Raw genomic sequence first — 20,975 nt, 5'->3', positions numbered from 1 at the left:
CTGGCTGCATCGCGCAGTTTCTTGCGCGGTACGTTGTTCCTACTTGAGGTGGTCCTGCTTGAGGTGGTCCACGAGCTGGTCGGCGATGCCCGTGTACTTGCCCGGGGTCAACGCCAGGAGGCGCGCCTCGGCATCCTTCGAAAGCCCCAGGCCCTGCACGAATTCCTGCATCCTCGCGCCATTTACGCGCTGGCCTCGGGTCAGGTCCTTCAAACGTTCGTAGGGGTTCTCCATGCCCTCAACGCCGGCGATGGCTTCGGCCCGCATCACCATCTGGATGGCTTCGCCCAGGACTTCCCAGTTGGTCTCGAGATCGCCCGCAAGGACTTCTTCTGCTACGTCCAGGGCCTTCAAACCCTTGGCGACGTTGGAGATGGCCAACAACGAGTGCCCGAAGGCCACACCAATGTTGCGCTGCGAGGAAGAGTCGGTGAGGTCGCGCTGCCAACGGGACGTGACCAGCGTGGCGGCCAGCGTGTCCAGGAGGCCGTTGGAGATTTCCAGGTTGGCTTCGGCATTTTCGAAGCGGATCGGGTTCACCTTGTGGGGCATGGTGGATGAACCCGTGGCGCCGGCGACGGGAATCTGGCGGAAGTAACCGATGGAGATGTAGCTCCAGATATCGGTGCACACGTTGTGCAGGATGCGGTTGAAGCGGGCGATGTCCGCGTACAACTCAGCCTGCCAATCGTGGCTTTCGATCTGCGTTGTCAGCGGGTTCCAGGTCAGTCCCAGTCCCTCGACGAACGACTTGGCAACGCCTTCCCAGTCGGCGCTGGGTACTGATGCCACGTGGGCGGCGTATGTTCCTGTTGCACCGTTGATTTTGCCGAGGTACTCGGTCTTGGCGATGCGGTTGAGCTGGCGGTTCAGACGGTGGGCAATCACCGCGAGTTCCTTGCCGAGAGTGGTAGGGGTCGCGGGCTGCCCGTGGGTCCGCGACAGCATGGGAACCGAGCGGTTGGCTTCGGCCATCTCTTCGATCTGCTGTACCAAAGCCCTGGCGTTCGGAAGCCAGACAGCCTCCACTGCGCCCTTGATGCCTACGGCGTAGGAGAGGTTGTTGATGTCCTCCGAGGTGCAGCCGAAGTGCACCATGGCGGTCAGGTTCTCAATACCGATTGCCTCGAGCCGGCGGCCGATGTAGTACTCAACAGCCTTGACGTCGTGGACAGTGACAGCTTCAATCTCGGCGAGCTCATTGACTGATGCGGCGTTGAAGTCAGTGACGATCGCACGGAGCTTGGCGTTCTGTTCCGCAGAGAGCGGTCCGGCGCCGGGCAGTACGGACTGGCTCGTCAGGTGAATCAACCACTCCACTTCCACGTGAACGCGATCGCGGTTCAGGGCAGCCTCGGACAAGTAGTCAACGAGGGGCGCGACGGCGGCACGGTAACGGCCGTCAAGGGCGCCAAGGGCGAGCGGTTCGGACGCAAGGGAAACACGAGGGGATTCAGCCATGGTTCCTATTCTTTCATGCTCCACGGAGCTCACCGGGTTGGTTACGCAGCTATGTGGATGGACCCCGCCGTTATCCACATAGTCCGCCCCAGCACTTCCGGCACCTCGAGTGGTTCCGTAGCGTCGGGCCCATTGATCCGCAGAACCAATCACTGGAGTACCCGCACATGAGCGTTGGCTTGATGACTGCAGCCACCCCGCCCCTTTTCGATCCTCTTGAGTGTGCCTCCCGCAGCCATGAGGTGCAGAGACTTGCCTGGCGCATCAACGCTTGCGTTGACCAGGTTGACGGCGTCCTTGCCTCGCTGCGGCGGGCACAGCTGGAAAACTGGCTATCCCCGGCCGGACGCGCCTACCGGACGACCGTTGCCCTGCACGCCGCAGCCCTGATGCGCGCAAGGGAAACCCTGGAAGATGCTGCAGCCACCGTTCTGCGCCATTCACAGTCAGTTTCAGCCGCCGGCAAGGGGGGCCACTGATGACGGACGTGGCCGCGGTGGGAGCAGGCTCTGCTCCCACCCCAACAGAGCCGCCGCCTGACGGGTTCCTGACTATCCGGGGCGGGGTGGGAGGTATGTCCTTCCAACTCGAGGAGCTGCTCAGAGGCGCCGGCTATCTGGAGGGAATGGTTCAGCAGCTTCTTGAGGTGGAGGCAGAAACCCTTCGGATCCAGCACAGCTTGGAACCCTTCCTCCGCGACTCATTCCATACCGGTTGCCTGGCATTGGACGCTATCGCCGGCAGTAGGAACAGGCTGGCAACGGTGCGGCAAGACCTGGCGGAGGTGGGCTCTGCCGTGCGATCCAGCCACCATGACTACCTTGAGACCGAAGCCAGGAATGCCCGGCCACACGCGCCGGGGTTTGACCAATTCCGGGCTTCGGGCGCGCCTTGGCCGTTCAACCTGGGTCGTGACTTGGCCGAGGAAGCCTTCAACAGGCTGATTCCCGACTCTTTCACGTCTGCGGATGTGCTGCGTCCCATCATGGACAACGCGTTGTTGGCTGACCTGCAGCCACGCCATGTCAATGTCCTGAAAATGGAGGAGTCCAGCGTGGAGATCAACCCATCCATGGCGGAAAGCCTTCGCCGCACGGAGCAGCTTCATGCCCGCAACGACGGTGAAATCGAGGTCATTCAATTCGGGAGCGGCGGGTCATCCTCATGGATGGTGTTGATTCCCGGGACCCAGCCTGATTCCCCCTCCACCAACCCTTTCGACATCGCCGGGATCGGTGAGGCCATGGCTTACCACTCCGCGCAGGTCGCCCCGGCCATCCGCCAGGCACTGCGCGACGCCGGTGCCCGTCCAGGTCAGGAGGTGGTGGCCGTTGGGCACAGCCAAGGCGGTATCCATGCCATGAATCTTGCGCAGGACAAGGCATTCCTTGGCGAATTCAACCTCAAGTATGTTCTGACGGCAGGATCGCCGGTGGGAGACATAACGCCTGAACCCGGCATCAGCTCCCTTCATTTGGAGCACGTGCAGGATTGGGTGCCTGGAACTGATGGCCGCGTCAATCAGGACACCAAGGACCGGGTCACGGTCACCTTGACCAATGATGTTGCAACCCCCGGCGGGGCCGACCCCGGTTTGGGACCTGGACATGACCAGGAGAACTACGCCTCGGGAGCAGAGCTGGTTGCCCGCAGCAAGGACGAGTCCCTGGCGGCCTCCGCAGCGGCCTTCGCGGCTGTGGTTGGCGCTGGTGGCGCGGCGAAGGTTACCCGGTACAAATTGGAAAGGGCCCCAGTGACCGTCCACTCCGGCACCCCGGCGGACACGAGGCGCTCTGTCCGGGAAACCAAGCGTGAAGCGGCGACCCGATGATGGCAGGCGGGGTGACCCCAGTTCGTCCTGGGCTCAGCGCTTGCCGGTTCCCGGGATCAGCCCTGCTACTACAGAGACGAGGCTGATGATGATCGACGCAAGGATGGCCGTCCAGAAAAACGAGTCCAAAGTCAGGTGCACCGGCGTGAAAGTACTGAGCCATGCGGTGAGATACAGCATGGCAGCGTTGATGACAATGGAGAACAGCCCGAGGGTGAGGATGGTGACCGGGAGGGACAGCACCCTGACAAGAGGACGGACCAAGGCATTGACCACGCCAAAGATGAGGCCAATGAACAAGTACGCCAGCACCAGGCCCACGGTGTCGGCTCCCTGGGTCAAGCCGGCGCTGACTGCCGCGGATTCGGTCGCGCTGGTTGAAATCTCCATGCCTTGCAGCAGCCAGGTGGCAACCCACAAAGCGAGCCCGTTAATCAGGACACGAATGACGAATGAACGCATGAACCAATGCTTGCACACAGAAGCAGGAATAGGCCGGGCACGGGCGACCCCGGGCAAGTAGGCTTGAAACCATGACTATTACTGACAACGCACCGGAAGGCGTAACCCCCCGGCCGGTCGTGGACAGGCTCCCCAAATATGCAGCCGGTAAACCCCCGGCTGCCATTGAGGGCCTTACCAGCTATAAATTGTCGTCCAACGAGAATCCTCTGCCGCCCATTCCTGCAGTGTTGCAGGCCATTGCGGATCAGACCGACCTCAACCGTTACCCGGACCCGTTGGCCACCAAGCTCCGGGATGCACTGGCAGGATTTCTGGAGGTCCCGGCTGACGATGTTGTCACCGGTGCCGGCAGTCTTGGGGCGCTGAACCAGATTCTAGCTACCTTCGCCGGGCAGAACGACGACGGAAAGCCGGACGAGGTCATCTATGCATGGCGTTCGTTCGAGGCCTACCCCATTTCGGTGGGCCTGGCCGGGGCTGAAAGTGTCCGGATTCCCTTGTTGGAGGACGGCCGGCATGACCTCGACACCATGGCTGCCGCCGTCACTGTGCGGACCAAGGTGATCCTCCTTTGCACGCCGAACAATCCCACCGGCCCCATTTTGACCACCGAGGAAACTGAACGCTTCATCCGCTCGGTCCCATCGAATGTAGTGGTGGTCATCGACGAGGCGTATCAGGAGTTCGTGCGTCACACCGATGCCGTGGACGGCGTGAAGCTTTACAGGAAGTATCCCAACGTGGTGGTGCTGAGGACTTTCTCCAAGGCCCATGGGTTGGCCGGACTGCGGGTTGGCTACAGCGTCTCCGGACCGCTGTTGACCCAGTACCTCCGTGTCACCGCCACACCGTTCTCCGTTTCCCAAATCGCGGAGCGCGCTGCCGTCACTTCCATCGAGAATTTCGACCAGGTTGTGGAAAGGGTACAAAGCATCGTTGAGGAACGGGACCGCGTTTCTGCCGGCCTTAGGGAGTTGGGCTGGTTCATTCCTGAGGCCCAAGGTAACTTCGTATGGCTGAATCTTGGAGCCAACAGTGCCGAGTTCGCGGCGCTGGCGGCTTCGCAGGCCTTGTCAGTCCGGGCCTTCGGAAATGAGGGTGTCAGGGTGACCATCGGTGAGGTGGAAGCCAACACCCGGTTCTTGGAATTATGTGCAGGGTATACAAAGGCTCCGCAAGGTTCCTAGTGGTTAACAAATGCGCCGGCGTTACTTACTGCGGATAAAGTAAGGGACGAAAGCCAAAAGTATGCCCATTCCGGAATGTATTCCGGAATGGGCATATATCCCAGCTAATGACATTGCACGGCGCCCGGCCGTGGCAAGCAAGGAGACGGAATGGGCTCGACACAACTGCCCCCCGGAACGGAAGAAACTCTCGCGGCAACCACCGCGGAAGCAGCCGCGCCTGGCGAACCTGTGGAAATGGTTCAGTTGCTCGGCCCCGATGGAAAGCTGGGCAGCGACCCCGTCTTCTCGGATTACGCCAAACGGATAGATGCAGAGAAGCTCCGGGTTTTCTATGCGGACATGGCTCGCATTCGTCGCTTTGACCAGGAAGCCACAGCCCTTCAGCGTCAGGGAGAACTGGCACTGTGGGTTCCGTTGACTGGACAGGAAGCGGCACAGATTGGTTCGGGGCACGCCAGCGAACCCCAGGACTACATCTTCCCCACCTACCGTGAGCACGGCGTCGCACTGGTGCGCAACGTGGATCTGGCGGAACTGTTGAAGCAATTCCGTGGCGTATCCAACGGCGGTTGGGACCCCCGCGAGAACAACTTCCATCTCTATACGCTGGTGCTGGCGGCACAAACTCTTCACGCCGTTGGTTATGCCATGGGCATCCAGCGGGACCAGCAGATGCCGGCCGCCAAGGATTCGGCAGACCCGAACGCAGCTGTGATCGCCTACTTCGGCGATGGTGCCAGTTCGGAAGGCGACGTCCACGAGTCCATGGTCTTCGCTGCGTCCTATAACGCGCCCGTGGTCTTCTTCTGCCAGAACAATCACTGGGCCATCTCCGTTCCCACCGAAGTCCAGACCAAGGTGCCTCTGGCCAACCGGGCCAAGGGCTACGGCTTCCCGGGAATCCGTGTGGACGGCAATGACGTGATCGCAGTCCACGCAGTCACGGAGTGGGCACTGGAACACGCCCGCGAAGGCCGTGGCCCTGTGTTGATTGAGGCCTACACCTACCGGGTCGGGGCCCACACCACCGCTGACGACCCCACCAAGTACCGCGAATCGGCCGAAGAAGCCGCTTGGCGTGAAAAGGACCCGCTGGATCGCTTGGAGAAATATCTGCGATCCGAAGGCCTTGCGGACGACGCTTTCTTTGACCAAGTGGATGCCGACGGCGACGAATTGGCCAAGTACGTCCGCAGCACTACCCACGGGCTTGAAGTTCCGGACATCCGTGAAGCGTTTGCCAACGTGTATGCAGAGCAGCACCCGCTGATTGCGGAAGAGCTTGCCTGGTTTGAGGAATACTCGGCCGGCTTTGAAAGCGAAGAGGAGACAGCCAACTGATGGCAACAATGACCATTGCGAAGGCCATCAACGAAGGTCTCCGGGCATCACTGACCAACAACCCCAAGTCCCTGCTGATGGGCGAGGACATCGGACACTTGGGTGGTGTCTACCGCGTGACGGATGGACTCATCAAGGAGTTCGGCGACGACCGCGTCCTGGATACCCCCTTGGCTGAGTCAGGCATCGTGGGAACAGCCATTGGCCTGGCCCTGCGCGGGTACTCTCCGGTGTGTGAAATCCAGTTTGACGGGTTCGTCTTCCCCGCTTTCAACCAGATCACCACCCAGCTTGCCAAGATCCATTCGCGCAGCCTGGGCAAGCTCACTGTGCCTGTGGTTATCCGCATCCCATACGGCGGTGGTATCGGCTCGATCGAGCACCACTCCGAGTCGCCCGAAGCATTGTTCGCCCACACCGCGGGACTTCGCATCATCTCCCCGTCCAATGCCCATGATGCCTACTGGATGATCCAGAAGGCCATCGAGTGCAAGGACCCCGTGATCTTCTTTGAGCCCAAGCGCCGCTACTGGCTCAAGGGCGAGGTGGACGTGGAGAACGCCGGACTGGCAGAGGACCCCTTCAAAGCACACGTGGTCCGGGAGGGTACGGATGCCACGATTGTTGCCTACGGCCCCTTGGTGCCGGTAGCACTCGCAGCAGCCAATGCGGCCACTGAAGACGGCCGCAGCGTGGAGGTTATCGATCTGCGCTCCATCTCCCCGCTTGATTTCGACACGATTGAGGCGTCGGTTAAAAAGACCGGCCGGCTGATCGTGGCGCACGAGGCCCCGACGTTCGGAGGCATCGGAGGCGAAATCGCGGCACGCATCAGTGAGCGGGCTTTCCTGCACCTTGAAGCCCCGGTAATCCGTGTTGGCGGCTTCCACATGCCCTACCCGGTAGCCAAGGTGGAGGAGGACTACTTGCCGGATATCGACAAGATCCTCGACGCCCTGGACCGCTCCCTGGCCTACTAACCGCCCTGATCCAGCCCGGCTTGCGCCAGGTACCCGGAAACCGAGGACCACTGTGACAGTTAAAAAATTCAACCTGCCGGACGTTGGCGAAGGCCTGACCGAGGCTGAGGTAGTGGCCTGGAAGGTCAAGCCCGGAGACATCGTTGCCGTCAACGATGTCATTTGCGAGATCGAGACCGCCAAGTCACTCGTGGAGCTTCCCTCACCGTTCGCCGGGGTGGTCACCGAACTGCTCGTGGAAGAAGGCATCACGGTGGAGGTCGGTACGGCAATCATCGCGGTCTCGGAGGGCGCGGATGACGCTCCCCCTGTGACCCCCGAAGCCCCGCCTGCTTCTGCGGCCAGTGAGACATTCACGCCGGTTTACGGTCGGCTCGATACCCACGACGCCGCTGAGAACGGGCCCGCTGGCGGTCCGCTGGTGGGTTCGGGACCCAAGGCAGATGCCGTCAAGCGGCGGGCACGCAAGCGCCCCGCTGGATCAGCCGCGCCCGTGGCCGAGAACGCTGAGGGCACGGTCCAGGACACCCAAGCCCTTCTGGCCGCCAAGGCTGCTGAAACGCCGGTGGTGGAACGCTCGACGCCGGCCCCCGCCGCCGTCACCCCGGCACCCGCAGCGCCTGCACCCGCAGCGCCTGCACCCGCCGCCCCGGCACCCCAGACCGCACCATCCCGTGGCGCTGCCATCACGGGGACCATCAGTGGACTGGTCAACAAGGTGCTGGCCAAGCCGCCGGTGCGTAAGTTTGCCCGCGACATGGGCATCGACCTGGCCGACGTTGTTGCCACAGGGCAGCGCGGCGAGGTCACGCGGGAGGATCTGGTGAGCTACCAGGCCCAGCGCGACGCCGAGCTGGACCAGGCCGATTCGTTCTGGGGTGCGTCCAAGAAGCCGCAGGACCAAAGGATTGAGCGCGTTCCGGTCAAGGGTGTCCGCAAGGCCACCGCCAAAGCCATGGTGGACTCCGCTTTCTCTGCGCCCCACGTCAGCATCTTCGTGGACGTGGACGCCAGCCGCACCATGGAGTTCGTCAAGCGCCTCAAAGCATCCAGGGACTTTGAGGGCATCAAGGTTTCCCCGCTGCTCATCCTTGCCAAAGCCGTGATCTGGGCGGCCGCCAGGAACCCCAGCGTCAACGCGACGTGGGTGGATAACGCCGACGGGAACGGCAACGCCGAGATCCAGATCAAGCACTACATGAATCTGGGGATTGCCGCCGCCACACCGCGTGGGCTCATGGTCCCCAACATCAAGGACGCCCAGGATCTCTCCTTGAAGGAACTGGCATTGGCGTTGAACGAGCTTGCAACCAAGGCCAGGGCGGGCAAAACCCAGCCGGCCGAGATGCAGGGCGGGAGCCTCACGGTCACCAATATCGGTGCCTTGGGTATCGACACCGGAACACCCATCATCAACCCGGGCGAAGTAGCCATCATCGCCTTCGGCACCATCAAACAGAAGCCGTGGGTTCTGGACGGCGAAGTGATTCCCCGCTGGATCACCACTCTGGGCGGTTCTTTCGACCACCGTGTGGTTGACGGTGACCTCTCTGCGCGCTTCATGGCAGATGTTGCCGCCATCCTTGAAGAACCGGCGCTGCTGCTTGACTGATCCGGATGCAGCTGTTTCGGCTGAAGGCCCCCGGACTGGGCTTGGAAGCGCAGCCGGCAGCGGAAGCGCAGCCGGCAGCGGAAGCCAAGCCGCCCACGTGCCGCCGCAATTGGTGACGGGACGCTGGCGCAAGCTGGCGCGGGTTCTGACGGAGGTCTTCCAGCCACCGGTGGTGGTGTTTGCGTTGCTGCTGATCAGCCCGGCGAGGGAATCAGGGTTTCCGGAGTCCATCGGCTACGGGCTGCTGGGCGCGTTCTTTGTTTGCGTGCTGCCTCTTGCGTATCTGCTGCTCCAGATAAAGCTGGGCAGGATCACTGACCACCACGTCAGCGATCGCCGGCAGAGGCCCGCATTGCTGTTCATGGCCTTGGTGTCGGTGGTGGCCGGGCTGGTGGTTCTCCAGCTGGTGAACGGTCCTGTCAGCGTGTCCGTGATGATCATCGCGCTGATTGCCGGGATCGGCATTCTTGCCGTGGTGAGCGCCTTCTGGAAGATGAGCGGTCACGCTTCGGCGTTGTCCGCGGCCGTGGTCATCTCTGTGTTGATGTTTGGGCCGGCCTGGGCGCCCCTGCTGCTGCTGATACCGGCCGTAGGGTGGTCGCGCCTGGTTCTGCGTGCCCACACACTTGCCCAGGTCATTGCGGGCTCACTGTTCGGGTCTTTGGTGATCGCCGGGCTGTGGTGGCTGCTCGGGGAGTGGATGCTGTAGCGGCGCCAGTCCCTCGGCGCAGCGCGGGCAGCCAGCCTCAGGTCAGTACGAAGGGTAGTTGACCAGCAAGGCCTGAAGTTCGGTGCTGGACATGTGGTTTGCCATCTCCACGCTGATACCCATGGCAACGGCGGCCACTGTGATCATGGCGATGCAGGCCACGGACAGGAAACGCCAGTCTTTGCGGAACACGCTGCCAATCGTCTCGGGCATGTCCAGGCTGGGGGAGATCATGTTCGGCGCGCTGTCCCAGGATCCGTCGTCGAGCATGGCAATGATGCGATCGTTGGCGCGATCGAATCGCATGGTGCTGATGTTGTTGCCGTGACGGGCAAGAAGGATGTCGTGTCCCACGCGTTGGCGCGGCTGCAAAGTAAGCAAGAAAGATCCCCTGAAAAATCGAGAGTTTTGATGTGGCGCACGCCATTGGGGGCATCTCAATTTTATAACGGTGGCTGTGGCGGGGAGGCCCAAAAGACGCCAAACGCCGGGTGAGTCTCCCCACCCGGCGCCGTGACTCAGCTCGCTTTATGCCTGGTCGGTCTTAGCGATATAGACGTCGCAGGGAGCGGTGTGGGCAACAGTGTTGGCCACACTACCCAGCACACGGCCCAGTCCCTGCATGCGGCGGTTCCCCACCACAATCAAGGTGGCGTCCTGCATCTCGGCTTCCTTGACCAACGCCTCGCCCGGCTTGCCGCGCGCTGCCGAGTACGTGACTTCCAGCCGCTCGTCCTTGAGCCGTGCCGCTACGTCGCGAGCAACTTTCTCGGCCTCGGCGGCGTCGGAGACGATCCACTTGTCGGTACCGATTTCAACTACTTCAGTCCGGTTGCTGTCGAAAGCGCTGACCACCCGAAGGCTGGCACCCAAACCTATCGCCAGCTGCTGCGCGGCTTGGGCTGCCCTCATCGCTGTCTCGCTGCCGTCGACTCCTACAATCACAACTCCGGTCATTGCGCTGCTCCTTCATTGGTGGCTTTGATGGCTTCTGCCAGGACAGGGGCCAAACGGCGTACGCCTTCGGTAATCGTATCCGGGGGTACCGCGCTGAAAGCCAACCTGAGTTTGTTGGATGGGCCGTCGGTTGGAGTGAACGCGGCTCCGGGAATGAAAACCACGCCCGCATCGATGGCTTTACCCAGCAGCGGGTACGTGTCCACGCCCTCGGGGAGGGTGACCCACACAAAGAACCCACCGTCCGGGCGCGTCCAAGTGAGGCCCTGGGGCATGTACTCCGCCAAGGCCGCCAACAGGGCCGCGCAGCGTTCGGCATACAGCCCCCTATAGGTGTCGATCTGCCCCTTCCAGTCGTAGTCGCGGAGGTAGGCAGAGACGAGCATCTGGTTCAGGGGCGGCGGGCAGAGTGTTACGGCCTCGGAGGCAAGGTAGAAGCGCCGCTGCAGGTGGGCTGGAACCAAGGCCCAACCAATGCGAAGTCCCGGAGCAAAAATCTTGGAGAACGAGCCCAGGTAGATCACATCGTCCGGATTGGCAGCGCGCATGGGGTCGATGGGCTGACCGTCAAACCTCAGCAGTCCGTAGGGGTTGTCTTCAAGAACCAGAATATTCGCGTTCCGGCATATATCGACGATCCGCTGCCGGCGCTCCTGTGCCAGCGTGATGCCGGAGGGGTTGTTGAAGTTGGGGATCGTGTAGAGGAACTTGATGTTCTTGCCGTCTGCCTGGAGTGCCGCGATCCGGGCCTCCAGAAGCTCGGGCACCAGGCCGTCGTCGTCCATCTCGATTGGTTCCACCTGCACCTGGTACGCCTCGAACGTGTTCAGCGCACCCACATAGGTGGGGTTTTCCACCAGGACAACGTCGCCGGGATTGCAGAACACCTTGGTGGCGACATCCTGAGCCGACTGGGATCCGGCGGTGATGATGACGTTGTCAGGCTGGGCGTCCATGATTCCCTCGGCGGCCATGATCGCGCAGATCTGGGTGCGGAGTTCTTCCGTGCCCTGCCCGCCGCCGTACTGCAATGCCGTCATGCCGTGGTTGGCGATGATCTGCGCAGCCGTTTCTCCGAGCTTTTCCAGGGGCAGGGACTGCAGGTACGGGTTGCCTCCGGCGAGGGAGACCAGGCCGGGCTGCATGGAGATATCAAACACGTCCCGGACGGCAGACTGCTTGATGTTGGCAGCCCGCGCGGAGAACAGTTCCTCGTGCGGGTGGGCAGCCGTGGCGGCCCGCTCAATGGCGTCGATGGCTTCTGCGGGCAACGTTGCGCCGGCATCCAATGTTTCGTGGGTCACAGGGAACAGGATACTCCCGCCTGTTGCTTTGAAGGCAACATTTGTTTTCAAGGAGCCTCGAAGCTCCGTCCCGTGGGTTTACGTCGGGGGCAGGAGCGGCTGAAATGTAGCTATGACAGCGCACTCGGGGTCCTTGGCCAAAGCCGAACAGTTCCGTCAACTCCATGCCCCGGGTCCCAAGCCCCTGGTTTTGGTCAACGTGTGGGACGCCGCGTCTGCGCGCGTTGTGCAGGAAGCGGGAGCATCGGCAATAGCCACCTCCAGTTCCGCTGTCTCGTGGAGCCTCGGGTATCGCGACGGCGACCATGTGCCGTGGGGTCTTGCGATGGCTGCCCTGGGCCGCGTGGTGGCCGCAACCCCGCTTCCGGTGACGGCCGACATCGAGACAGGGTACGGACGCACTGACGATGAGCTCCAAGCCACCGTTCATGCGGTGTTGGACACTGGTGCGGTGGGGATCAATATCGAGGATTCCGGTGCAGATCCCCTCACGGATATCAAGGAGCAATCGCGCCGCATCGCCCTCATCCGCGCCGCGGCGGACGACCGCGGCATTCCGTTGTTCATCAATGCCCGCACCGACACCTATCTCTCGGGCCGTTTTCCGGACTCTGCGTATCAGGAAACGCTCACCAGGGCCGAGTCCTACCTCCTGGCGGGTGCGGACGGAGTCTTTGTCCCAGGCGTCGTGGACCTTCACGTCCTGCACCAGCTCTCCACCGGAATCAACGCACCCCTGAATGCTTTGGCGGGCCTGGGGGCGCCGTCGCCCATGGAACTGCACGACGCCGGGGTGCGGCGTGTCAGCGTGGGAGGCAATACCGCCAAGGCCGCCTACGCGAAAGTGGCCCGGGTAGCCACAGAGATTCTGGGCGATGGAAACTGGTCCGGTTTGGCAGGGACGCGCAGTCACCAGGAAATGGATGAGTTGTTCACGGAAGGACCCAAATACATCCGCTGAGGCGACGGGACGCCCGACGGCGGTCAGCGGCTTTTTTGTCTGACCCCACCGGTAGTTTTGGGTTCAGGGAGTCAGGGGAGACGGATGGCAAGGCGCAGCGTGCAGTTCTGGAGGATTGACCAGCTCAACGGCGAGGGATTGGAGCGTCCTTTCCCTGCCCGGCGGGTAGCTGAAGTACTGGACAATGCTCTGGAGGCCGGGACGGACAGGCATTTCGCCAGTGGCGATGGCACGGTGCTGCTCGCCCAGGCTGCCGCAGTGACGCCCTATCCAGTGCTGCTTCTGGACCGGGTCCGGGACACCAACCTCCCCAGTGTTGGTGATGCCTTGGGCCGGCGGAAAGCCCTGCCCTTGGCTCCGGGGGACCATCTCCTGGAGACAACCTATTTTGCCTTCCTCAAGCGCAACGTCATCGCTGTGCTGACCAGTGGCAACGGCCCCCGGGCATCGCGGCTGGGGGAGTACCTCGGAGGGATGCTGGGTCTCGAGGTGGGCCTGGTTCCCGTGGTCAGGGAGGACATTGAAGAGATCCTGAACAGGCTGGAAGTGAGCCGGTTCGAGTTCGCACTGCCTGCTGAGCGTCTGTCCGGCAAGTTACTGGAGGGCGAATGGGCCGATGTCCTGGACAGTGCTTCGCGGCTGATGACAGAGGGGACGTTCCGCATTTCCTTGGGCGTGGGCAGATCCGGCAGGGCCGAGGACAAGCAGCGGATCCGCGAACGGATACAGCGGCTGATCGAACTTTTCCGGGGCTCGGCATCCGTGGAGCACTTCGATCACGTGGTGGCGGAGGGAAAGGATTCCTTGACGGGGGACCGCGAGGTGGTGGACCTCCTGAAGGAACGCTTCGTCTCGCACATTGACGTGGACCCGGATACTTTCAACGATCCCCGGAAATCCTCTGCGGCAGCCATTGCCATCCTCAACAAACAGGCCAAGGACAACGAAGCGTTCTTTGCCAGGACTCTCCCGGACGTTGCGGGCACTGCCGATTCCGCACTGGTCCCGGACCTGGCGGACGGGGGCTTGGGGACCGTTCGCGCGGCTCTCGCGGCGGCTGATGATGGCTCCGGTGGTCCGACCGGCGGAGGGGACCATGGGCTTGTACGGCGTTGAGCTCCAGGCCACCGGTAAGCGGCGGGGGCTGTGGAGGTGGTTCCTGCTGCATCAGAGCGCCGACTACCTTCTGGCAACCGGCGTGGTGCTGCTCTGGCTGGGATGGGCCTGGCTCGCTCATCAGCCGTTGTTGCTGGAAGCGGTGGACCCGGGTGCCCGTCGGGCCCTCTTTCAAACACTGGCCACCCTGGCGGGAGCCACGGCCGGGCTCACGCTCACCAGTGTCTCCATGCTCATCAACGTGCTGGGCAAAAAGGCTGCCCCTGGCCAGCGCGAACTTCCGTTGGAGAGGCTGTCGCCGTTGCATCGACGGCAAATCGGCGAGGTCTTCCTCTTCGCGATCCCCGGGCTCGGGTTGCTGCTGGTGGCTTCCCTGGTCACTGTGGTGGCGGAAGGAAATGCGCCCACCGGGCTTTGGGTTCCCCAAGCCGTGGTCATGGTGTGCACCTTCGCCTCGGTGCTTGCCCTGCTTCGCATCGCGTGGGCACTCCGCCGGGTGCTAGCCATCGCCACGTCCTAGCGGGCAGGGCGAGACGGGCACCCCCGTGTCCGTTGCACGCCCGCAAATCCGTCGCTGGCCCGCGAATCCGTTGCGGCGCAACAACGTGCCTGCGGCGCAACAACGTGCCTGCGGCGCAACAACGTGCCTGCGGCCCAACGACGTGTCTGCTGCCCAGCAACAATGGCGTCCCGCTGCCGCTAAGCCAAGGCCTTCAAGTACCTCCGCCGCACAACCCTTTGGAACACTAACAGCACCGGGTAAAGGATGCGCCACGGCTGTTGACTGGCGGGACCGGTGAGGGAACGGATAGTGAGTCGAACATCGTTTCCGTCCCGGTGGACAATGAATGCCTCTTCCCCTGAGACCGGATGCCCTGGAAGTGTTCTGTAGGCAAAACCCACGCGAAGGGGCTCCTGGACCACTGCCACTACCTCCACGGGCTCATGCACGCGGAGTCCAAAAAACCTGGCGGTAACAAGTACTCGATCGCCGGTGCGGACGGGGCCTGGAATGTCGATGGAGAAACCGCTGGCTGTCTTGACCCCCCAGCGGAGGACTTCCGTACTGGCGCGGTCCCATGCGGCGTCTCCCCGCCCAATGCCAGCCGAAACCTCCGATCGGCGGTAGCTGCGGTCACTGATGGGCCAAGCTTCAGAGTGTGGACTGGTCATGGCTGCTTCCCCCGTTGTCGCTGGTGCCGCGCCGCCGTGATGAAAGCAGGCGTCCTGGGAAATTATGGACGTTCCTGCCCGGAAATGCCGAAAGCCCCCGCTCCGCACAAGCGGAACAGGGGCTGGCTAAAGCTCGTGCTGCAGCTGTATCAGGCTGCGGCTTCTTCGTCCTGAGCAGAGGTCAGCGGCTCGAAGATGCCCTTGATCTGCTCCACGACCTCAGCGTCATCCTTGGGGTGCAGCTCGGCGAAGCGGATCATGGAGCCGGGAACTGCCAGCTTGACGTCTTCCAGCACCTTGGCGCCGGCGATGCCTGCGGCCTTGCGGGCTTCGTCCTGGGCCCAGACTCCGCCGAACTGGCCAAAAGCGGTACCGACGACGGCGGTCGGCTTGCCGGAGAGGGCGCCGGCGCCGAACGGGCGGGACAGCCAGTCGATGGCGTTCTTCAGTGCAGCGGGCATGGTGCCGTTGTGCTCGGGGGTGACCAGGAGGATGGTGTCGGCCTCGTTGGCGGCGGCGCGGAGGGCTGCGGCTTCGGCGGGGACCTGGCCTTCAACGTCGATGTCTTCGTTGTAGAAGGGGATGCTGCCCAGGGAGTCGTGGATCTGGACGTCAACGTTTTCCGGAGCGTTCAGTTGGATGGCCTCGGCGAGCTTCTTGTTATGGGAATCAGCGCGGAGGCTGCCGACGAGGGTGAGGACGGTGCTCTTGGACATGGTGTCTCCTTTGGGGAAGTTTTCAGCGTTTGGCGCCTTCATCGATACTAAACGGACTGCGGTCCGTTTTCTATTCCCGGGGCTAGAATGTTTCTTGTGAGCTTCATCCCCCTGCGACCGGACCTGCCGCTTGGTTCGCCGCACGAGCGCAGCGACGCAGCGAGGAATCGTGAGCGGCTCCTGAGTGCTGCGCGTGAACTGGTGGATGAGTTCGGCGCCGAGGCGTTGACCATGGATGCCCTGGCCTGTAAGGCAAAGGTGGGCAAGGGCACCGTCTTCCGCAGATTCGGCAGCCGCGCCGGACTCATGATGACCCTGCTCAGCGATGCCGAATCTGACTTTCAGCGGGCCTTCATGTTTGGTCCAGCACCGCTGGGCCCGGGCGCCCCGCCCCGTGAGCGGCTCACGGCGTTCGGCGAAGGCCGGATCTACTTTGTCCTGGAAAACGGTGAGCTTCTGAAGGCCGCGGGCGCCGCCACCAGCAATAAGTTCGACGTTCCTGCCACCAAGCTCTCCCACCGCCACCTTGAACTCCTGCTGCGCGAAGCCGGCATAGCCGATCCCTGGGTCATGGCGATGTCCCTGACCTTCGCGTTGGATCCCGAGCGGATAGTTGACGACGTCCGCGTCCGGGGAATTTCGCCCACCAGGCTGACTGATTCCTGGCGTGACCTGGTCAATCGCCTGACGGCCACTTCCTAGGGGCTGCCTGCGTACCATCACGCAGATGCCCGCGCGCCATCCCGCCGCCGCCCCCGCACAAGTGCCGCAACACCGCTGATCGTGACGCAGTCTGCACATAACAATCTGGCCGCAGGCGCGAAACCGACCGTCTTGAAGCAAAACGTGAAGCAGTTATTGTGGTAGTCTCCTCTTGAATGTGACGCATGCCATACACGGTTGGTGATCACACTGAAGGGGTGCGGGGGACCCAACAACCGCTGCGCCAATTCGTAGCTGACGCCGGCCACAGCCGGGAACCGCGGAAGGACGAGCTTTGAGTTTTGCCACGATTCGGGGCAGCCACCCGACATGCTGAAATATCTGATGAAGCGGTCGGGAATCTACCTGATCATGATCTTCCTGACCACAAGTGCCGGTTACTTCCTGGCGGTCACGTCGCTCAAGCCGGCGGTCCTCGAGCAGGAGAAAATTCCGCGGCCCACCCCCGAACAAGTAGCTGCGTCGTTCCGCGGCCTGGGCCTCGACCCGGAGCTGAACCCCTGGGAACGGTACGTTCAGTGGCTCGGCGGGATCATTACCCGGTGGGACTGGGGACGCAGCCCCAACGGCGCATTCGTCAACGCCGAGTTCGCGGACCGCGTCCTGGTGTCCACCAGGCTGTTCATCGCCTCGATCATCCTTACCCTGATCATCGGCGTTGCCTTGGGTGTCTACTCCGCGGCCCGGCAATACAAGTTCCAGGACCGTGCCATCACGTCCTACAGCTACCTCGTCCACATCCTCCCGGCGCCCATCGCCTACTTCCTTGTGCAGCTCGGAGCGATCAGCATCAACGAAACCGTTGGGCAGCGCATCTTCTTCGTCACAGGAATTTCGACGCCGGGAATCGACCCCGGTTGGCCGGCGTTCGTTGACCTGGTGGCCCACTACGCCGTGCCCACCTTCGCGATGACCATCTTTGGTTGGGCCGGCTACCAGATCGCACAGCGCCAGTACCTGCTGGACAACGTCAACGCCGACTTTGTCCGCACAGCCCGCGCCAAAGGCCTCACCCGCAACCAGGCCATCCGTAAGCACGCGCTCCGCGTCTCCTTCATCCCGGTGGCCCAAAGCATTGCCTTCACCATCCCTGCGATCTTCACCGGCGGGTTCTTCGCCGAGGCCATCTTTGCCTGGCCGGGCATCGGCCTGTGGAGCATCCAGGCAATCGGACTCCAGGACGTCAACGTCGCTACGGCCACGTTGGCCTACGGTTCGGTGATCTTCGCGATCGGCGCCATCCTTGCCGACTTCGCCACCACGCTGGTCGATCCACGAGTGAGGGTCCAGTAATGACAAACATCATTGATCCCATCGCCGAAATCGACGAGTCCAGGGTGGCGGACCAGGACGTTGTCATTGGGAAGTCCCGGATCATCTTCCGCCGCTTCATGCGGAACCGGACCGCCGTCGCCGGTTTGTTCATCTTCCTGGCGCTTTTCCTGTTCTCCATCTTCGGCGGATTCCTGACCCCTTGGGACAAGGACACCCTGGATCCCTACAACATCGGCATGCCCCCGTCCCCGGATCACCTCCTGGGCACAACCCAGGCCGGCATAGACCTGATGGCGCTGATCGTTGACGGCACCCGAACCTCCATCCTCATCGGCCTGATTGTGGGCGGCGTGTCCGTTCTGATCTCAGCCGTCTATGGCTGCACCATGGCTTTCTTCGGCGGCAAAGTGGATGCCACCATGTTGTTCATCCTGGAAGCCCTGATCATGATGCCCGCCATCCTGGTGGTGGCCGTGGCAACCAGCGGCAGCGGCGGTCTCAAGGACCTTCCCAGCTGGCTTTTGCTGATCGTCGTCCTGCTGTTCTTCAGCTGGATGGGAACCGCCCGGTTGGTGCGTTCCCTGTCCATGTCGCTGATGCAACGCGATTACGTCAAGGCGGCAAAGTACATGGGTGTCCCGTCCCGCCGGATCGTGTGGCGCCACCTGGTCCCCAACATCGGCTCCCTGCTGGTGCTGGACTTCACCCGCGGCATCACCGGTGCGATCCTGGCCGAAGTGGCTTTCTCCTTCATCGGCATTGGCATCAAACTTCCGGACGTCAGCCTGGGTGTCCTGATCGGGCAGGCAACGGGGCAGGTTTCCTCGTTCCCTTGGATGTTCTGGGTGCCGCTCACCGTCATGTTCCTGCTGACCGGTTCACTGGCCATGATGAACGATGGCCTCCGTGACGCTTTCGATCCCAGCTCAAGTTCCGTGGGCCGGGCGAAGACCAAGACTGCGAAGAAGATCACCAAATGAGCACCAACACCTCCCAGAACCCCGCCGAGCGCCTCCGCGACGCAGGACTGTATGCACCAGGCGACGCCGTCCTGAGCGTGCGCGACCTCAACGTCCGCTTCAACTCGGAAAACGGTGTGGTCCATGCGGTCCGTGGCGTGGACTTCGACCTCATGCCAGGCAAGACCCTGGGCATTGTGGGCGAGTCCGGCTCGGGTAAATCGGTCACCTCCATGGCCATCATGGGGCTGCTCCCGGAGACCGCGGACATCACCGGATCCGTCCGCTACAAGGGCAAGGAACTGCTGGGGCTCAGCGATAAAGCCATGTGCAAGCACCGCGGCAGCGACATCGCCATGGTGTTCCAGGACCCGCTGTCCTCGCTGACCCCCGTGTACACGGTGGGCCACCAGATCATCGAGGCACTGACCGTTCACAACGCCTCCATGAGCAAGCAGGCCAAAGAAGCCCGCGCCGTCGACCTCCTCCGGATGGTCGGCATCCCCAGCCCGAAGGACCGGCTGAAGGCCTTCCCGCACGAATTTTCCGGCGGCATGCGCCAGCGCGTCATGATCGCCATCGCCATCGCCAACGACCCCCGGGTCCTGATTGCCGACGAACCCACCACCGCCCTGGACGTCACCATCCAGGCGCAGGTGCTGGAGGTCCTGCACAAGGCGCAGGAGGAAACCGGCGCTGCCGTCGTGATGATCACGCACGACCTCGGCGTGGTGGCCGGCATGGCGGACGACATCATGGTGATGTACGCCGGAAAGCCGGTGGAAACCGGCTCCGTTGAGGACATCTACTACAACCCGCGGATGCCCTACACACTGGGCTTGCTGGGCGCCGTGCCGCGTGTGGATTCCTCGGACAAGCAGTCCTTGGTTCCCATCGAGGGCACCCCGCCAAACCTTGCGCTGCCCGTCACCGGATGCTCCTTCGCGCCGCGCTGCCCCATGGTCAGCGACGCCTGCTTGGACGGCGAACCGGAGCTCTTCCCCGTTCCCGGCACGGCAACCGCCGGCGCAGCGGAACAGGCGCTGAAGCACAAAGCAGCCTGCATCAAAGCTGAACAGCTGTCCGGCGACGCTGATGCGCACAAGATCTTCCGCGCGCCGGAAAAGCCGGTATCAAAGTTCGACGGCGTTCCCCGCCTTGAGCGCGAAAAGGTCCTGGAGCTCAAGGACGTCAAAAAGCACTTCCCGCTGCTCAAAGGCGCGCTGATCAAGCGGCGGATCGGCACGGTCAAGGCCGTGGATGGTTTGAGCTTCGACATCCGCGAAGGCGAATGCGTCTCGATCGTTGGCGAATCAGGGTGCGGCAAGACAACCACCCTGTTGGAAATCATGGAATTCCATCCGGACCAGGTGGGCGAAGTGGTGATTGGCGGCGTCAGCAACAAGGCAGCCACCGACCACAAGACCACCATGGCCATGCGTAAAGAAATGCAGATGGTGTTCCAGGACCCCACCGGCGCATTGGATCCGCGCTTCACGGTGTACGAAGTCCTGGCCGAGCCGCTGGAAAACCTGGGCATGCCCAAGGCCGCCATCAAGAAACGCATCATGGAGCTCATGAAGCTGGTGGGCCTGCAGCCGGACCACGTGAACCGCTTCCCCAACCAGTTCTCCGGCGGCCAGCGGCAACGCATCGGCATTGCCCGTGCACTGGCGGTCAACCCCAAGCTGGTGGTCCTGGATGAGCCGGTGTCCGCGTTGGACGTCTCCGTCCAGGCCGGCGTGATCAACCTGCTGGACAAGCTCCGTGCGGAGCTGGGCCTGAGCTACCTGATGGTGGCCCACGACCTCTCAGTGGTCCGCCACATTTCGGACCGTGTGGCCGTGATGTACCTGGGCAAGATCGTGGAAACCGGGCACGTGGACGATGTCTTCGACAATCCGCGCCACCCCTACACCCGGGCCCTGCTGTCAGCCATTCCTGTTCCGGATCCCAACCTGGAGCGCACCCGCGAACGCATCATCCTGCAAGGCGACCTCCCCAGCCCGCTGGATGCGCCCAAGGGATGCAACTTCGCCACGCGTTGCCCGGTATTCGCCGCGCTTCCCGCGGCAAAGCAGGAGAAGTGCCTTAGTCTGGAGCCGCCACTGGCTTCCGAGGGGTCGCAGGACTTCGCATGCTTCTACCCGGATGGAGAGATAGATGCCGACATGCTGGTGGTGCATGCCTGACGACATATGA

General features: G+C 62.6%; 21 protein-coding genes. 14 read left to right on the top strand and 7 right to left on the bottom strand.

Annotation, left to right across the window (positions count from 1 at the left end):
* Positions 1-39: 39 nt before the first annotated feature.
* On the bottom strand, positions 40-1,461 hold the full coding sequence (gene purB, locus JOE60_RS17060) for an adenylosuccinate lyase (protein ID WP_167268592.1): 1,422 nt from the start codon (positions 1,459-1,461) through the stop codon (positions 40-42).
* Positions 1,462-1,643: 182 nt separating this feature from the next.
* On the opposite strand from purB, the gene JOE60_RS17055 reads away from it, so the two are divergent.
* Positions 1,644-1,940, top strand: a complete 297-nt coding sequence (locus JOE60_RS17055) for a hypothetical protein (protein ID WP_239528897.1) — start codon at positions 1,644-1,646, stop codon at positions 1,938-1,940.
* Complete coding sequence (locus JOE60_RS17050) at positions 1,940-3,292, top strand: alpha/beta hydrolase family protein (protein WP_167268596.1); 1,353 nt, start codon at positions 1,940-1,942, stop codon at positions 3,290-3,292. Before JOE60_RS17055 ends, JOE60_RS17050 begins: the two co-directional genes overlap by 1 nt.
* A gap of 33 nt (positions 3,293-3,325) precedes the next feature.
* Here the strand turns inward: JOE60_RS17050 and JOE60_RS17045 are convergent, their stop codons facing one another.
* Entirely contained in the window at positions 3,326-3,754 is a 429-nt protein-coding gene (locus JOE60_RS17045; RefSeq protein WP_167268598.1) for a phage holin family protein, read from the bottom strand.
* A gap of 71 nt (positions 3,755-3,825) precedes the next feature.
* Here JOE60_RS17045 and JOE60_RS17040 point away from each other — a divergent pair, with 71 nt between their 5' ends.
* The 5 genes from JOE60_RS17040 (at position 3,826) to JOE60_RS17020 (ending at position 9,589) form a co-directional block, all read left to right on the top strand.
* The gene (locus tag JOE60_RS17040; protein ID WP_167268600.1) at positions 3,826-4,944 is read left to right on the top strand and encodes a histidinol-phosphate transaminase; all 1,119 of its coding nucleotides are present in this window, start codon (positions 3,826-3,828) and stop codon (positions 4,942-4,944) included.
* Positions 4,945-5,094: 150 nt separating this feature from the next.
* Positions 5,095-6,288, top strand: a complete 1,194-nt coding sequence (pdhA, locus tag JOE60_RS17035) for a pyruvate dehydrogenase (acetyl-transferring) E1 component subunit alpha (protein WP_167268602.1) — start codon at positions 5,095-5,097, stop codon at positions 6,286-6,288.
* Positions 6,288-7,268, top strand: a complete 981-nt coding sequence (locus JOE60_RS17030) for an alpha-ketoacid dehydrogenase subunit beta (RefSeq protein WP_167268604.1) — start codon at positions 6,288-6,290, stop codon at positions 7,266-7,268. Before pdhA ends, JOE60_RS17030 begins: the two co-directional genes overlap by 1 nt.
* Before the next feature lie 52 nt (positions 7,269-7,320).
* Positions 7,321-8,880: a 2-oxo acid dehydrogenase subunit E2 gene (locus JOE60_RS17025; RefSeq protein WP_167268606.1), complete on the top strand. Its 1,560-nt coding sequence runs from the start codon at positions 7,321-7,323 to the stop codon at positions 8,878-8,880.
* Between the two features lie 112 nt (positions 8,881-8,992).
* A complete protein-coding gene (locus tag JOE60_RS17020; protein ID WP_204815021.1) occupies positions 8,993-9,589 on the top strand; it encodes a phosphatase PAP2 family protein in 597 nt (198 codons plus the stop codon).
* A 42-nt stretch (positions 9,590-9,631) separates the two neighbouring features.
* Here JOE60_RS17020 and JOE60_RS17015 read toward each other — a convergent pair whose 3' ends face one another.
* The 3 genes from JOE60_RS17015 to JOE60_RS17005 form a co-directional block, all read right to left on the bottom strand.
* Positions 9,632-9,943 carry a hypothetical protein gene (locus JOE60_RS17015; protein WP_167268859.1) on the bottom strand — a complete coding sequence of 104 codons (312 nt, stop codon included), beginning with the start codon at positions 9,941-9,943 and terminating at the stop codon, positions 9,632-9,634.
* Between the two features lie 174 nt (positions 9,944-10,117).
* Positions 10,118-10,546 carry a universal stress protein gene (locus JOE60_RS17010; RefSeq protein WP_167268608.1) on the bottom strand — a complete coding sequence of 143 codons (429 nt, stop codon included), beginning with the start codon at positions 10,544-10,546 and terminating at the stop codon, positions 10,118-10,120.
* The gene (locus tag JOE60_RS17005; RefSeq protein ID WP_167268610.1) at positions 10,543-11,850 is read right to left on the bottom strand and encodes an aminotransferase class I/II-fold pyridoxal phosphate-dependent enzyme; all 1,308 of its coding nucleotides are present in this window, start codon (positions 11,848-11,850) and stop codon (positions 10,543-10,545) included. The genes JOE60_RS17010 and JOE60_RS17005 overlap by 4 nt, the downstream gene beginning before the upstream one ends.
* A 112-nt stretch (positions 11,851-11,962) precedes the next feature.
* Between JOE60_RS17005 and JOE60_RS17000 the strand changes: the two genes are divergently transcribed.
* The 3 genes from JOE60_RS17000 to JOE60_RS16990 all read left to right on the top strand — a co-directional run bounded on the left by JOE60_RS17000 (position 11,963) and on the right by JOE60_RS16990 (position 14,447).
* Entirely contained in the window at positions 11,963-12,811 is an 849-nt protein-coding gene (locus tag JOE60_RS17000; RefSeq protein WP_167268612.1) for an isocitrate lyase/PEP mutase family protein, read from the top strand.
* 84 nt (positions 12,812-12,895) lie between these two features.
* Positions 12,896-13,927, top strand: coding sequence for a hypothetical protein (locus JOE60_RS16995; RefSeq protein ID WP_167268615.1), 1,032 nt, complete (start codon positions 12,896-12,898; stop codon positions 13,925-13,927).
* Positions 13,908-14,447, top strand: coding sequence for a hypothetical protein (locus JOE60_RS16990; RefSeq protein ID WP_167268616.1), 540 nt, complete (start codon positions 13,908-13,910; stop codon positions 14,445-14,447). Before JOE60_RS16995 ends, JOE60_RS16990 begins: the two co-directional genes overlap by 20 nt.
* Before the next feature lie 179 nt (positions 14,448-14,626).
* Here JOE60_RS16990 and JOE60_RS16985 read toward each other — a convergent pair whose 3' ends face one another.
* Positions 14,627-15,100: a DUF1990 family protein gene (locus JOE60_RS16985; protein WP_167268618.1), complete on the bottom strand. Its 474-nt coding sequence runs from the start codon at positions 15,098-15,100 to the stop codon at positions 14,627-14,629.
* Positions 15,101-15,249: 149 nt separating this feature from the next.
* Positions 15,250-15,816 (bottom strand): NAD(P)H-dependent oxidoreductase, encoded by a 567-nt coding sequence (locus JOE60_RS16980; protein WP_167268620.1) that lies wholly within the window; start codon positions 15,814-15,816, stop codon positions 15,250-15,252.
* A 96-nt stretch (positions 15,817-15,912) separates the two neighbouring features.
* On the opposite strand from JOE60_RS16980, the gene JOE60_RS16975 reads away from it, so the two are divergent.
* The 4 genes from JOE60_RS16975 to JOE60_RS16960 all read left to right on the top strand — a co-directional run bounded on the left by JOE60_RS16975 (position 15,913) and on the right by JOE60_RS16960 (position 20,965).
* Positions 15,913-16,518 carry a TetR/AcrR family transcriptional regulator gene (locus JOE60_RS16975; protein WP_204814955.1) on the top strand — a complete coding sequence of 202 codons (606 nt, stop codon included), beginning with the start codon at positions 15,913-15,915 and terminating at the stop codon, positions 16,516-16,518.
* Positions 16,519-16,848: 330 nt separating this feature from the next.
* Positions 16,849-17,832 carry an ABC transporter permease gene (locus JOE60_RS16970; RefSeq protein WP_167268622.1) on the top strand — a complete coding sequence of 328 codons (984 nt, stop codon included), beginning with the start codon at positions 16,849-16,851 and terminating at the stop codon, positions 17,830-17,832.
* The gene (locus JOE60_RS16965) at positions 17,832-18,794 is read left to right on the top strand and encodes an ABC transporter permease (protein WP_167268624.1); all 963 of its coding nucleotides are present in this window, start codon (positions 17,832-17,834) and stop codon (positions 18,792-18,794) included. Before JOE60_RS16970 ends, JOE60_RS16965 begins: the two co-directional genes overlap by 1 nt.
* Complete coding sequence (locus JOE60_RS16960; RefSeq protein WP_167268626.1) at positions 18,791-20,965, top strand: dipeptide ABC transporter ATP-binding protein; 2,175 nt, start codon at positions 18,791-18,793, stop codon at positions 20,963-20,965. Before JOE60_RS16965 ends, JOE60_RS16960 begins: the two co-directional genes overlap by 4 nt.
* Positions 20,966-20,975 lie beyond the last annotated feature (10 nt).

This window comes from Paenarthrobacter ilicis, from assembly GCF_016907545.1.
Taxonomy (GTDB): domain Bacteria; phylum Actinomycetota; class Actinomycetes; order Actinomycetales; family Micrococcaceae; genus Arthrobacter; species Arthrobacter ilicis.
This window is presented reverse-complemented; position numbering and strand designations above follow the sequence as displayed.